The 12,464-nt window shown below is 67.3% G+C and carries 15 protein-coding genes; 14 read left to right on the top strand and 1 reads right to left on the bottom strand.

Translation table 11 applies throughout. The features are described 5' to 3' along the window. Nucleotides 1-365 precede the first annotated feature (365 nt). The 9 genes from N4G66_RS01310 to cutA all read left to right on the top strand — a co-directional run bounded on the left by N4G66_RS01310 (nt 366) and on the right by cutA (nt 5,815). On the top strand, nt 366-680 hold the full coding sequence (locus N4G66_RS01310; protein ID WP_261702004.1) for a hypothetical protein: 315 nt from the start codon (nt 366-368) through the stop codon (nt 678-680). Nucleotides 681-802: 122 nt separating this feature from the next. After that, nucleotides 803-1,003: a hypothetical protein gene (locus tag N4G66_RS01305; protein WP_261702003.1), complete on the top strand. Its 201-nt coding sequence runs from the start codon at nt 803-805 to the stop codon at nt 1,001-1,003. 559 nt (nt 1,004-1,562) lie between these two features. Continuing rightward, entirely contained in the window at nt 1,563-2,261 is a 699-nt protein-coding gene (locus N4G66_RS01300) for a hypothetical protein (RefSeq protein WP_261702002.1), read from the top strand. Between the two features lie 117 nt (nt 2,262-2,378). Continuing rightward, nucleotides 2,379-2,789 (top strand): head decoration protein, encoded by a 411-nt coding sequence (locus N4G66_RS01295; protein WP_261702001.1) that lies wholly within the window; start codon nt 2,379-2,381, stop codon nt 2,787-2,789. A gap of 13 nt (nt 2,790-2,802) precedes the next feature. Beyond that, nucleotides 2,803-3,852 (top strand): major capsid protein, encoded by a 1,050-nt coding sequence (locus N4G66_RS01290; RefSeq protein ID WP_261702000.1) that lies wholly within the window; start codon nt 2,803-2,805, stop codon nt 3,850-3,852. Between the two features lies 1 nt (nt 3,853). Continuing rightward, nucleotides 3,854-4,147, top strand: coding sequence for a hypothetical protein (locus tag N4G66_RS01285; protein ID WP_261701999.1), 294 nt, complete (start codon nt 3,854-3,856; stop codon nt 4,145-4,147). Between the two features lie 79 nt (nt 4,148-4,226). Further along, nucleotides 4,227-4,547: a hypothetical protein gene (locus N4G66_RS01280; RefSeq protein WP_261701998.1), complete on the top strand. Its 321-nt coding sequence runs from the start codon at nt 4,227-4,229 to the stop codon at nt 4,545-4,547. Then, entirely contained in the window at nt 4,547-5,365 is an 819-nt protein-coding gene (locus N4G66_RS01275; RefSeq protein WP_261701997.1) for a hypothetical protein, read from the top strand. Before N4G66_RS01280 ends, N4G66_RS01275 begins: the two co-directional genes overlap by 1 nt. Before the next feature lie 114 nt (nt 5,366-5,479). After that, nucleotides 5,480-5,815, top strand: coding sequence for a divalent-cation tolerance protein CutA (gene cutA / locus N4G66_RS01270; protein ID WP_261701996.1), 336 nt, complete (start codon nt 5,480-5,482; stop codon nt 5,813-5,815). A 4-nt stretch (nt 5,816-5,819) separates the two neighbouring features. Here cutA and N4G66_RS01265 read toward each other — a convergent pair whose 3' ends face one another. Then, a complete protein-coding gene (locus N4G66_RS01265) occupies nt 5,820-7,070 on the bottom strand; it encodes a helix-turn-helix domain-containing protein (RefSeq protein WP_261701995.1) in 1,251 nt (416 codons plus the stop codon). Between the two features lie 242 nt (nt 7,071-7,312). Here N4G66_RS01265 and N4G66_RS01260 point away from each other — a divergent pair, with 242 nt between their 5' ends. The 5 genes from N4G66_RS01260 (at nt 7,313) to N4G66_RS01240 (ending at nt 12,435) form a co-directional block, all read left to right on the top strand. Next, nucleotides 7,313-7,717 (top strand): ATP-binding protein, encoded by a 405-nt coding sequence (locus tag N4G66_RS01260; protein ID WP_261701994.1) that lies wholly within the window; start codon nt 7,313-7,315, stop codon nt 7,715-7,717. A 9-nt stretch (nt 7,718-7,726) separates the two neighbouring features. Then, nucleotides 7,727-8,278 carry a hypothetical protein gene (locus N4G66_RS01255; protein ID WP_261701993.1) on the top strand — a complete coding sequence of 184 codons (552 nt, stop codon included), beginning with the start codon at nt 7,727-7,729 and terminating at the stop codon, nt 8,276-8,278. Between the two features lie 169 nt (nt 8,279-8,447). Next, nucleotides 8,448-9,449, top strand: a complete 1,002-nt coding sequence (locus tag N4G66_RS01250; RefSeq protein WP_261701992.1) for a hypothetical protein — start codon at nt 8,448-8,450, stop codon at nt 9,447-9,449. Between the two features lie 80 nt (nt 9,450-9,529). Further along, nucleotides 9,530-11,047: an amino acid permease gene (locus N4G66_RS01245; protein WP_261701991.1), complete on the top strand. Its 1,518-nt coding sequence runs from the start codon at nt 9,530-9,532 to the stop codon at nt 11,045-11,047. After that, entirely contained in the window at nt 11,047-12,435 is a 1,389-nt protein-coding gene (locus N4G66_RS01240) for a glutamine synthetase family protein (RefSeq protein WP_261701990.1), read from the top strand. The genes N4G66_RS01245 and N4G66_RS01240 overlap by 1 nt, the downstream gene beginning before the upstream one ends. Nucleotides 12,436-12,464 lie beyond the last annotated feature (29 nt).

The raw sequence follows: 12,464 nt of genomic DNA, 5'->3' as shown, positions 1-12,464 counted from the left end.
CCCCCGCTCCCATCCCGTCTGCCGTCGACCCACACACCGTGGAGCGGGCGTGGTTCAGGGCGTCAAGGTGGAGCGCGCCACTATACGAACGACGGGCACGACGCCTTCTGATCCATAGCTCAAACAAGATCAGACATTAAAGGTCATACGGGTTGTCTCAAGAGCACTGATGGGCCATGTCGGCCGTGATCGGTCGCCGTCGTTGCTGTACTTCCGTGCTGTACTGCCACGAACCCAGAGCTCGCACAGAGCGGTCTCGCGTCGCACTACTCAAGATCACGATAGAGCAACGCCACTTCCATGGAAGCTCCACAATCGTCACACTCTCCATACTTTCCATGGGTGATTGGGTATCGAGGAGTCAAGTGGCAATCCGCAAGAGCGTGGAGGAAACCCTGGTCGTCGCTGGAGAGCGTGACGACTGGCTCACCCGCTGCGCCAAGGGCCTCATAACCGCTGGCTTCAAGAACGTGCAGACGAGCACCGTCCTGGGTCAAGTGACTGGCAAATACAGGAAATTCCCGACTCATGGTGAGCTTACGGTCACCGTGGTGCCGAGTGCGCACTCAGGTCACAGTCAGCTGACACTCCGCTCGACTGCGGCAGTCGACAACATCTATGCCTTGTTTGCCAGCCCGAACAAGAAGATCCTCGCGACCGCGAAGGCCAACTTCGAATGAGCACGGCACCGTTTGCACAGTCCCCGACCAAGCTCTGCTCCGCTTGTGGAACCGTCACGCAGACGGTCAAGAGCTTTTGCCCGGAGTGCGGCACCACCTACGGTGAGCCAGGTGGAGGTAGGTTGGCGAGCTTCGTCTGGGGCGCCTTTGCTTGCGCGGCGGTATCTCTGCTTTTCTTCCCCATCGTTCTTGGGCCTCTCGCGATCGTGCTGTCAGCCCTCGCGATGAAGCGGAAGGAGTCGCACGCCACCCTGGCTATGAGCCTCTCAGTTGCAGGCATGGTGCTCGGCTTCATCCTCGGTGCGATGGCCGCCAGCGGTTGAGGCCCACGCGGTCGGTGGAGTCTCAATGGGTTGGTCAAGCGGCACAGAGTCTTGGAAACCGTCGTGGCGCGAGTCACCGTGGGTTCAAATCCCACACCCACCGCCAGCAGAAACGGACCCTGACCAGGTAAATCGGTCAGGGTCCGTTCTCATGCCCGGTATCCGCCGGCGCTCGTAACTCCCCACTGTTTCCCGACCGAACGGGCACGGGAGGGGCACGTCGACTGGCGATCTCTAGGCGTAGGCGGTCAGCAGCGCAGCAAGTAGCCCAGCCGCCGCAGCAGTGAAGACCCGTGGCTTCCTCCAGCCCGGTCCCGAAGCCTGGCGGTTCAGTTCCCACATGATCACCAGACCGGTCCCAAGGCCCCGCGCGCTCCGCAGCAGGAAAACGGTGGTGTGCACGGGAGCCTCCAGGGGGCATGCCGCGCGTAGCGTTAGGCCGGCGAGGGAGGGGAGTTGTGGCGCCGCGGGGCCTGCTGCGTGTCCGTTGCCGTGTCTAGGGCTGTGGCTACACTGATCGACGGCGCGGGGGCGCTGCTGCTGGAGGACTGGATCCCGCATGGACAGGCTGCTGCCCGACCCCCGTACGCCCGTCGGCTACCGGCGTGACGGCCGCCCCATCTACCCGATCGCGGGCGCGGACCCCACTGACCCGTCCAACCAGCTGCTGCCGCCCGCTCCGAGCACCGATCCGGCCGCGCCGCCGACGGCCGGGCCGCCGGTCGACCAGGACGCGCTGAACCGGCTCCTGGCCCGCGAGAAGCAGCAAGGCGAACGCACCGCGATCCGCAGGCTTGTCGAGCAGTTGGGGTTTGCCAAGACCGATGATCTGACCGCGTTCGTGCAGCAGCAGCGCGACGCGCAAGCTGCGCAGCTCTCCGAGATTGAGCGCCGTGAGCAGGCCGCCGCTGAAGCCTCCGCCGCAGCTGCCGCACGCGAGGCACAGGCCGTTGTCCGCGAACGCGCCGCGGTACGCCGCTCCGCCCTGGTGGCGTTCGGTGCGACCGGCGACGACCTGAAGGACGCCGAACGGCTCCTGGTCGTCGAGGACGACGCCAGCGAGGACACCATCGCCGAAGCTGCTGAAGCCCTGAAGGCGCGCAGGCCCGAGCTGTTCGCCACCACCACCCCGGCGGCGCCTGCCGCACCTGGAGGCTCCCCTGCGGGCGGCCCGCCGCCGCGCGGTGGCACTATGCCCAAGCCTGGCCAGCACGGGGCCGACATGGCCCGCCAGCGCGGCTTCGCGACGGGCAGCTGACTTCCCACCGGCGAGTTAAGGCCGGACCTGCGGGGACCACGCCCCCTTCCTCTCGTGGACGACGCCACCAGCCGGTGAGCGGACGATGACCCGTTCGTCGCGTCCACGGGAGGACCCATGACCGTTCAGCCGGTCACTTTCACCCAGAACCTGACAGCCGACCGTTCCTGGCTTGCCAGCCTCCACGGCACCGGCGAAGTCGACTCGATGACCCTCGACATGTCCACGTTCGTGTCCGGCACCCACTACGTGCCATCCACAGACACGACCATCCCCTACAGCCGGTTCCTGTCCGGCGTCCCCGTCGGCAAGATCACCGCTTCTGGCCTGTACGGGCTCTACAACACGGGCGCCACCGACGGCCGCCAGATCCTCGCCGGGTTCGTCTTCGCCGAGGTGCTGTTCGCGCCGGCGCAGACGAAGGTCCCGGCGGCGCTGCTGTGGCACGGCTCGGTGAAGACCGCGAAGCTGCCGATCGCTGTCGCCGCCGTGGCTCCGTCCGCCACCTGCCAGATCCGATTCGTGTAAGGGAGCCCTGTCGATGACAGTTCAGGACCTCATCAGAGACATCAACACGGCGGACCTGACCACGTTCGCCCGCTACATCCCGACCCCCGCCGACTTCCTGCTCACGCAGACCGTGTTCGCGAAGGTGTCCATCCAGGACGTCATGTGGCGGATCAAGAACACTGGCCGCTACGTCAACGCCGCGAAGTACCGGTCGTTCGACGCCAGCGTGCCGTTCGCGGACCGGCAGGCGTGGCAGACATCCACCCAGGGCATGCTGCCTGCCCTGGGCCAGAAACTCATGGTCGGCGAGGTCGAGCTGCTGCTGCAGGAGGCATCCCGTGGCCAGGACGCGTCCCGCCTGGAGCAGCTGCTGTACGACGATGTGGAGCGGCACGTCGAGGCCGTCAACTCACGTCTGGAGCTGGCCGCCGGCGATGTCCTCACCGACGGCAAGTTCAGCCTGTCGGCGGAGAACGGGCTCACCCTCGACGTCGACTTCGCTGTCCCGGCCGCGAACATGCCGACGGCGCCGAAGCTCTGGTCCGACCCGACCGCGGATGCGATCGCGGACGAGCTGGGCTGGATCTCCTACCTCGACGGCATCAGCGCGCCCCAGCCCGAGATGGTCATCACCTCGCGGCGCGTCTTCTCCTACCTGGCGGGCAACAACGCTTACAGGGCCGCCTACTACGGGAGCGTGAACCCGTCGACGACGCCGACCGCGTCGCTGACGCCGCAGCAGATCAACGTGGTCCGTGACAACTACGGGCTGCCGCCGATCACCCTCTACCGGGCGCAGGTCCGCGTGGACGGCGTCTCCACGAAGTGCCTGCCCGACGACCGGTGGGTGATGCTTCCGCCGGACCGGTCGAAGTGGGGGCAGACCCTGTACGGCACCACGGCTGAGTCGCTGGTGCTGTCGCGGGGCTCCAACCCGCAGATCACTCGCGAGGACGCGCCCGGTCTGATCGTCACCCGTGGCGGCAAGGACGACCCGGTGCAGATCTGGACCAAGGGCGCCGCGGTAGCGATGCCAGTGCTGTACTCGCCGGACTGCCACATCACTGCGAAGGTGCTGTGACATGGCGCGTCGACTGGCAGCAGCGGTGCACGTACGGCACCCGAAGACGAACGAGTGGCTGATCCTGCAGCCCGGTGACGAGCCGGACGAGGACCTGGCCGAGGCCATCACCAACCCAGGGGCGTGGGAGCCGGACGAAGAGGACGGCGGGGACGGTGACACGCCCGCCAGCAACCCCGATCCCGACTCCGGCCCCAACCCACATCCCGAGCCCAACCCCGACCCGGAGCCCGAGCCGGAGGCGGAGCAAGCGAAGCCAGCCCGAGCCCGGACCCGCAAGCAAGCCGGCGAGTAACCCAGCCAGGCCCGGTCCGGCACCCCACAGCACACGGGGGGCGCCGGGCCGCGCCGCACACCCGGAAGGGACACCCCCCGTGGACCCCGCAGTCCTCGCCTGGCTCTTGGCGCAGCTCGGCCCGGCCACCAACACCGCCGACCTGCAGACCCGCTACGCACGGCTCGGCACGGCCCGCGCCGTTGCCCTGGAAGTGCTGTCGGAGCGGCGGGCGAAGCTGTTGGCAGACCCCCTCCAGCTGACCGTCAACGGTGTCGTCACGATGGACCAGAGCAACAACCTCACCGGCCTGGAGCGGCAGATCGCCTTCGTCGAGGCCGCGGCCGCGCCGGATGAGGCAGCGGGCGGGGACGCTCTCGTCATCGCCCCGTTGCAGCGCGCCCATCACTGGCGGCGGTAGTGGCGTACGAGTTCCCGCCGCTGACGCCCGGCGACGCGGCCACGGTAGCGGCGCGGGTCGCCGCAGTGCTGGACGATGCCTGGCAGCGCCTGGCCGCCCAGCAGACCGCAGTGCTGGCAGCGATCGGTGACGGTGACCGCTCCTGGATGGTCGCCGACCGGCTCGCCCAGTTCCAGGCCGCGATCGTCGACTTCCGGCAGCGCGTGGACGCGGAGGCCCGAGCATTCGTCGCCCGGCAGCTGCCGCACCTGTATGAGCAGGGCGCGCAGCATGCCGCCGAATCGCTTGGCGGACGGTTCACATGGACGCTGATCCACACCGATGCCTTGCAGTCGCTGGCCGCCGACTCCTACGCCGACGTCCTACGCCGCTCCCAGGAGGAGCAGCGGATGGCGGGTGCGTTCTACCGCGCCGTACGGGACGCCGCGCGGCGAGAGGTGCCGCTGCTCGCGGCGGGGAACACCACGGCGATGCAGGCCGCGAAGGCGCTCGCCGATCGACTCGCCACCGAGCACCAACTCCAGTACGTCATCTACCGCAACGGTGCCCGATACCCGGTGCAGGCGTGGGCGGAGTCAGCGACGCTCACCAAGAGCGCGGTGGCTTACAACGCCGGCACCCTGAACCGAGCCCGTGAGGCGGGCGTGCAGTGGATGGAGGTGTTCGACGGTGCCGGGTGCGGCTGGACCAGCCACAAGGATCCCGACAAGGCCACCGGCACTCTGCGCACAGTGGAGGAGGCGGCGGCCTGGCCGATCTCTCACCCTCGCTGCCTGCGGGCATTCGGGCCGCGCCCCGACATCACCACCCAACTCTGATCAGTCTTGGCGACGGCCCGTCGGCAATCAGGAACAAGGAGTGCGAGCAGCGCGTTTCGAGAACTCGAAGACTGCTAGGTACCGTCGGATACATCGACCTGGGAGGGTAGTTGCATGGCCAGCGAAATCGTGATTGCGCAGACGACCATCGACGACGAGGAGAAGGCGAAGAACCTCGCTCGTGGCGCGGTCGAGAATCGGTTGGCCGCCTGTGCCCACATCGACCCCGCGTTCACCGCGGTGTACCGATGGAAGAATGCCATCGAGACCGCCCAAGAGTGGCGGATCTCGTACAAGACGACCACGGCGCGGCTTCCGGAGCTTCAAGCTTGGGTGTCCAAGGAGCACAGCTACGAGGTTCCTGAGTGGATCACGCTGCTGGTGACTGGAGGGTCCGAGGCGTACCTGGCGTGGGTTGCCGAAGAGTCCGCGCCAGAGACTGCTGGGTGACGCATCAAGCAGCGAACAGTTGAAGGTGGTGGGTGAGTTCGCGCTCCGTGGTCGGAAGCTGAGAGGCAATGGCTGCGGCGCGCGCTCTTCCCATGGTGTTGGGACGGGCCTCAACAGCCGCAGCGAACTGGCGTGACACATAAACGCCTTGGTCGAGGTCTCCGCCGCGCAACAGCGCCGAAGCCAGGTCGCCCAGTACTACAACCCCCGATTCCGGTAGGTCCCTGCCCAGCCGATCCACCGCATGGTCTGCGGTCTCGGCCAGTTCATGTCTCCCGAGTTGCCCGTATACCGACAGCGCCAGGGAGTCCATTCGGTAGGGCGTCACGAAACGCACCCATGCCTGCTCGGCGGTGTGATCGGCGAAGTCGTAAGCGAAGCGAGCGCGCTCCAGGGCCCGGAGGGCATTCGTGTCATCGCCGACACTCGCAGCTTCTTCCGCGAGCCTGCCGTAGACCCAGGCAGAGGCGGCGGCGTTGCCGGGTCCGCGTACATCCTTCGCGGCTTGTGCCAACAGTTCAGCAGCCCTTCCCGGGGTTGCTGCTCCGTAGCTGGCGTAAGCCAAGGCCAGGGCGCGCAATGGCGGGTGCCCGGCGGCTTCTGCGCATTCCATGGTGACCTTGTAGTAGGCGTGAGCCCGCCGATGGTCCCCCAAGTCCCACGCAACCCATCCCGCCAAAGCGGCCGTCTCTCCGCCGGCGATCGTCATGGTCCGTTCGTATTCACCCGCCCTTGGTAGCGCGGCAGTGATCGCATCGAGGTGGCCCTCGACCTCACCCTGCAGTTCGAGCGCGGTTTGGTGCCCCTCGCTCACGTGAAGAGCACTCGCGCGATCAACGAGGGTGGCGGCCGCGGCGGAGTCGACCCTCATCCCCTTCTTGAGGGCATGGGTGAGGCGTTCCCACGGCTCGGCAGCGGCTGCTGCGCCGACGACGGCACCTTCGAGCAGCGTCCGGCGTTTCACGTCGTCCTGGTCCTCCCCTGCGCGGCGGGCGCTCTTCCTGCGCCAGGCGCGGGCGGCAGCCGCCTCCCGCTGCAGATGTTCAGGGGATAAGCCGCAGGCCACCGCGATGTGCGCAACCGTGTGGTTCGTTGGGATGTTCTTGGCCTGCTCGTAGCGATTGATCTCACGTCGGGTCATCGTGTCCCGACCCGAGACCGTGTTGATCGCGGCTGCCTGCTCTTCCTGTGTTCGCCCGGCCTTCTTGCGAAGCTGAAGAAGCAGCTCGGCGAAGGCGAACTCGTCTGTTGCCATGAGTGTGACCTCGTCTTTGAGTGGATGCCAATCATGGCTTCAACTCCCCCGTCTGTTTCCCCCTTGACAGACTTTTTCCCCCTCTGAATTCCCCTGGCAGCGGCCTCGGACTCGCGAAACGGTGTGTCCATGACCACGACAGGTAACGCCCTCGTCTCAGAGGGTCCTGCCCTCAGGGGTGCGTGATGATGACGGCAGCGGTACAGCCGCCTCTCGCGACCTCCGTCCGCGAGGAGGATTCGATGACCACCTGTGTCGCGATCGCGCGACGCAGCGGCAGTGAGAGCTTGTGTCGCGAGGACGCCAGTCGGGTCGGCACAATGCGGCGATTGGCCAGGGCGCGCTTGAAGTACTGCGGCCTTCAGAGGATGTCGGACGACGTGGCGGTCATCGTCTCAGAGCTGTTCACCAACGCGCTCCTGCACAGTGGCGGAACACAGATCACCTTTGCGATGACTGTCCGAGACGGCTCTCTCCGCATCTCCGTTCGTGACGGGATGCCGGGGAGCGCGGAGATCCACTCCGTCGACGGCGACGCCGAAACGGGACGCGGCCTCTCCCTTGTCGCATCTCTCGTGGATGCGCGCCACGGAACGTGGGGTGTCAGTGATGCCGGCGCCACCACCTGGTGCTCCATCCCCTGTTGAGAAGGAACGATGACTTCGTCCGACGAGCCACTCTTCAGGCTCTTCCCGAAACCGCACTCTGTGCTGGGCAGCCACCGGCAAGGCGCCGTTGGCATCCCAGGTCTCATACGTGACGAGCCGACGTGGACGCGTCACGCACAAATCCGAGCTAACCGTCACGTGGTCGCGAACGCGCGCAGTTACACCCGCATGTACCTCACGCTGGCGAACACCTGCGTGGATATCGAAGATGCGGCACGTATCGGGGGCGTGCTGATGGCCAATGCGGTGGCACACTCGCGTGTCCCCGAGTACGCCCAGATCTCCATGCAGTGGATGCTCCTGCCTACGGGTGAACTCGTCATTCAAGTGCAGGACTTCCGTCGCGACTTTCCTGACTTCAGCGACGTCGTGACGTGGAAGCCGGTCGAGGGCGAGAAGCCACGGGGCCTGTGGATCGCGCGTGAACTCGGCGCCGAGCTCGCCTTCGCCCCAACAGAGGCCGGAAAGATCGTTCAGGCGCTGATCAAGCCCCTGAACGCGACTGGTTTCAACTTCCCTGTTGTACGCCAGACCCCCTGATCGGCCGTCGGGCAACAGTCAGTCACCCTGGCTCCCCCAGGACCGGAAAGCAACTGTCGCCCGGCGGCTCCTTCCCCACTTCGAGGACTCCGTCCCATGGCCCCGTTATGTATGCCAAGCCGGGCATCTCTCCTGCCTGAAGCCCCCCATCTGATGCAGGGGCACACCGATGTCCAGTGACATGTCTCTGATCGTCCAGCCTGCGGGTCGCGACTACGGGCTGCGCACCGCCCTGGAGGACCTGCAGCTCGGCCGGTGGCGCTCGATGCGGGACCTGCTCTGGGCCACGGGCGCCGACCGGGCCCTGCGTACTTCCCGCAGCCAGATCCTGGCCGTCGGCGCCGCGAACAGCGACGCGGTCACAGCCTGGTGGAAGGAAGAGCCGGACAACTCGGATGCACTGATGATGTGGGCCCGGGTGCAGACGCAGCGCGCCCTCAACGCAAGCCGCGCCGAGGTGACGGCGAGGGTCTTGCTGCAGAGCATCGGCGACGCCCGCCGGGCATGCCGAAACGCCGCTCAGACTCTGCCGAACGACCCCGTGCCGTGGGTGTGCCGTCTGGCTCTGGCTCAACTGGACGTCGACCGCAGATACATGCATCGCCCCGAGCACTGGGGCGACTCGCCGGATGCCCTGCTGCCGCCGGGACCGTGGCCGCTGCTGTGGGAGGTCGTCCACCGCGATCCCGACAATCGCGAGGGCTACCACCGCATGCTCCAGTGCTTCCAGGCCCGCGGGCAGGGTGCTTTGGACTTCGCGCGGTGGACGGCGCTGAAGTCGCACGAGGGTTCCGCTCTGCTGGTCCTGCCGTTGTACGCGTTCGTCGAGTCCTACCGGCAGCAGCTTGGCCAGGGTGGGATGGTCCGGCCGCTCGGGTTCTGGACCAGTGACCAGGTCCGCTACTACGCGGACCGCGCGCTGGAGGGCTGGTTCGAGCACGCCGTCCCCGACACTGATGCCGTCCCCGAGTCCTGCTCCGCACTCGACCTCAACTACCTGGCCTACGTGCTGACCGCCAGCGGGAAGCCAGGGGCTGGCCCCGTGTTCAACGCGATCGGCCCCTACGCCACCTCGGCGCCGTGGGCCCAGCTGAGCGAGGGGCGGCGCTGGTGGGAGCACGAGTTCACCAACGCCCGCGACTACGCCCTGAAACAGGCCTACCGCAGATGAACAGCCGGGCACCCCCGCCACACGGTGACCGCTTCGGCGCCGCCCCGAACCTTCCCCCAACGATCACGAGGATTCCTTCGATGTCCCCGAGAACAGCGTCCCACCGCCACCGCGTGCTCGACGACGATGCAGTCCTGGCCCAGCACGGCTACCCGCAAGAACTCGCCCGCAGAATGAGCACGTTCGGCAACTTCGCCATTTCCTTCTCTGTCATCTGCGTGCTGGCCGGATGCATGAGCCTGTTCGGCTTCGGCCTGGGAGCCGGCGGCCCCGCGGTCATGCTGTGGAGCTGGGTCGCGGTCGGCGCGATGGTGCTGCTCTTAGGTCTGTCCCTGGCCGACGTCACCTCCGCCTATCCCACCTCCGGCGGCCTGTACTTCATGGCCGACCGGCTGGGCGGGCCCCTCGCGGGCTGGTTCACGGGCTGGCTCAACCTGATGGGCCTGCTCGGAGCGATAGCCGGGATCGACTACGGAGCCGCCACGTTCACCGCGGCGTTCGCCAGCCTGCAATGGGGCGTGGAGCCGACCGACAGCACCAAGATGATCATCTTCGCGGTGATCCTGCTGCTCCACGGCGGCCTGAACGCGCTCGGGGTCCGCGTGGTCAACGTGCTCAACTCCATCTCGGTGTGGTGGCAGATGGGCGGCGTCACGCTGATCGTCGGCGCGTTGTTCCTGGCCCCGGCCGCGCATCAGTCGCCCGAGTGGGTCTTCACCCACTTCAACAACGACACCGGGATCTCCAGCCCGCTACTGGTGTGCCTCGTCGGCTCCCTGCTGGCCGGGTACACCTTCTGCGGCTACGACGCCTCCTCGCACCTGTCCGAGGAGACCCGGCAGGCGCAGTACGCCGCGCCCCGGGGCATCATCCGCTCCATCTACGTCTCCTGGATCGCCGGATTCGTCCTGCTGGCCGGACTCCTGTTCTCCATCCAGGACTACAAGGGAACCCAGAACAGCGCGACCGGGGTGCCGCCCGCGCAGATCTTCATCGACGTCCTCGGCATTCCGGGAGCCAAACTCCTGCTGCTCGTCGTCATCGTCGCGATGCTCTTCTGCGGCAACGCGGAGGTCGCCGCGACCGCCCGCATGGTCTACGCGTTCTCCCGCGACGGGGCACTGCCGTTCTCCGCGACCTGGCGGCAGGTCAGCAGCCGGACGCAGACCCCGGTCAACGGTGTGTGGCTGGCCGTCGGCGTGGCATTCCTCCTGGCCCTTCCGGCCCTGTACTCGCCCGCCGCATACGGCGCGGTCACCGCGATCAACGCGGTCGGGATGACGCCCGCCTACGCCGTCCCCGTCTTCCTCGCGCTGCGCGCCGGAAACCGCTACCAGCCCGGCCCGTGGACCCTGGGCAGGTGGCGACGGCCGATCGGCTGGATCGCCGTGACGTACGCGGCGTTCATCACCGTCGTCTTCTGCCTTCCCCAGACCTCGCCGCTCACCGTTCAGTCGATGAACTACGCCGGAATCACGCTGCTGGTCGTCCTGGGCCTGGCCTGGCTGATGTGGCTCACCCGTGGCCGTCATAACTACCGCCTCCCCGCCTCCCGAAGCACCGGCCAGCAGACCGTCCTGTCTCAGGACGTGGTGTGATGCCCGACCCGACCGTCCAGCACCCTGTCCCGCAGACCGCACGCTCCGGGATCCTCTCTCCCGCCGACCTCCGGGACGCTGTGAGCCGCGAGGACATCACCACGGTGCTGCTCGCCGTCCCGGACATGATGGGCAGACTGAAGGGCAAGCGCCTGAGGGCGGCCCGATTCCTGGAGACGATGGAATCCCAGGAGATGTGCGCGTACGTCCTGGCCACCGACGTCGACATGAACCCCCTGACGGGCTTCGAACTGACCGACTGGGAAGACGGATACGGCGACATCCGGGTCCTGCCCAACATGGACACCATCCGGCGCCTGCCCTACCCCGGCACCGTCCTCATCCACGCCGACGCCGCCCACGCCGACGGCACGTTCGTCGACGTCGCGCCCCGCCGCATGCTGCGCACCCAGCTCGCCCGCATCGCGAAGCTGGGAATGAACGTACGGGTGGGCCTTGAGAGCGAGTTCGTGCTCTACCGGGGCGGCCAGCGGCGCGCGCAGGCGGCGGGCTACCGGGGGCTGACGCCCGTAGGGCTGCACAACGGGGACTACTCCCTGGACCACCCGCCGGAGCTGATGCAGTTCTTCCTCGACCTCGAAGACGCGCTGAGCACCGCCGGTACCCCGGTCGAGGCCGTCAAGACGGAGGGTGCCCGAGGCCAGATCGAGGTCACGTTCCCGTACGGGGAAGCCCTGCGGGCCTGCGACGCGTACACCGCCTACAAGCACATCGTGAAGCACCTCGCCGAGCAGCACCGCATGACACCCACCTTCATGGCAGTCCCCGAGACCGGCGTGGGCAGCGGACTGCATATCCATCTGTCCCTCTGGTTCGACGACCGCAACGCCTTCGCCTGCCAGTCCGGCCAGGACCTGCCGGAGACGATGAAGCAGGCCATCGCCGGACTCGTCACCGCAATGCCGCACCTGGGCCCGCTGTACGCGCCCACGGTCAACTCCTACAACCGCTACCTTCCGCATTCCTTCGCCCCCACCCGATTCTCCTGGGGCCACGACAACCGCGGATGCGCCGTCCGCGTCACCGGCCACGGTGAGGGCACCCACCTGGAGATCCGTCTTCCGCCGGCCAACGCCAACCCGTATCTCGCGCTCTCGGCCTCGCTGGCGGCCATCCACCACGGGCTCACCAACCATCTCAAGCCCCCGCCACCGTCCGAGGGCGAGCCCTACGAGGATTCCGATGCGCTTCCCGTGCCGGGCACCCTCGCCGAAGCCCTGGCGGACTTTGACGCGAGCTCGCTCGCGCAGGAAGCGTTCGGTGGCGCCGTGGTGCGGCACTACGCACACGCCGCAAGAGCAGAGGTCTACGCACACCGCGGACAGGTCGGTGACGTTGAACTGGAGCGGGGGTTCCTGCGTGACTGATGTCCGCTCGCCCATCGCCCCGGTCCAGA

Origin of the sequence: Streptomyces rhizosphaerihabitans, from assembly GCF_025399795.1 — a bacterium.
In the GTDB taxonomy this organism is placed as follows: Bacteria; Actinomycetota; Actinomycetes; order Streptomycetales; family Streptomycetaceae; genus Streptomyces; species Streptomyces rhizosphaerihabitans.
Note: the sequence above shows the minus strand (reverse complement) of the source record. Positions and strands in the feature narration are given on the sequence as shown.

Coding starts and splice junctions, on each gene's coding strand:
- N4G66_RS01240 (WP_261701990.1), top strand. CDS start 11,047: ATGCCCGACCCGACCGTCCAGCACCCTGTCCCGCAGACCGCACGCTCC.
- N4G66_RS01285 (WP_261701999.1), top strand. CDS start 3,854: ATGGCGCGTCGACTGGCAGCAGCGGTGCACGTACGGCACCCGAAGACG.
- N4G66_RS01295 (WP_261702001.1), top strand. CDS start 2,379: ATGACCGTTCAGCCGGTCACTTTCACCCAGAACCTGACAGCCGACCGT.
- N4G66_RS01245 (WP_261701991.1), top strand. CDS start 9,530: ATGTCCCCGAGAACAGCGTCCCACCGCCACCGCGTGCTCGACGACGAT.
- cutA (WP_261701996.1), top strand. CDS start 5,480: ATGGCCAGCGAAATCGTGATTGCGCAGACGACCATCGACGACGAGGAG.
- N4G66_RS01250 (WP_261701992.1), top strand. CDS start 8,448: ATGTCCAGTGACATGTCTCTGATCGTCCAGCCTGCGGGTCGCGACTAC.
- N4G66_RS01300 (WP_261702002.1), top strand. CDS start 1,563: ATGGACAGGCTGCTGCCCGACCCCCGTACGCCCGTCGGCTACCGGCGT.
- N4G66_RS01290 (WP_261702000.1), top strand. CDS start 2,803: ATGACAGTTCAGGACCTCATCAGAGACATCAACACGGCGGACCTGACC.
- N4G66_RS01265 (WP_261701995.1), bottom strand. CDS start 7,070: ATGGCAACAGACGAGTTCGCCTTCGCCGAGCTGCTTCTTCAGCTTCGC.
- N4G66_RS01255 (WP_261701993.1), top strand. CDS start 7,727: ATGACTTCGTCCGACGAGCCACTCTTCAGGCTCTTCCCGAAACCGCAC.
- N4G66_RS01260 (WP_261701994.1), top strand. CDS start 7,313: ATGACCACCTGTGTCGCGATCGCGCGACGCAGCGGCAGTGAGAGCTTG.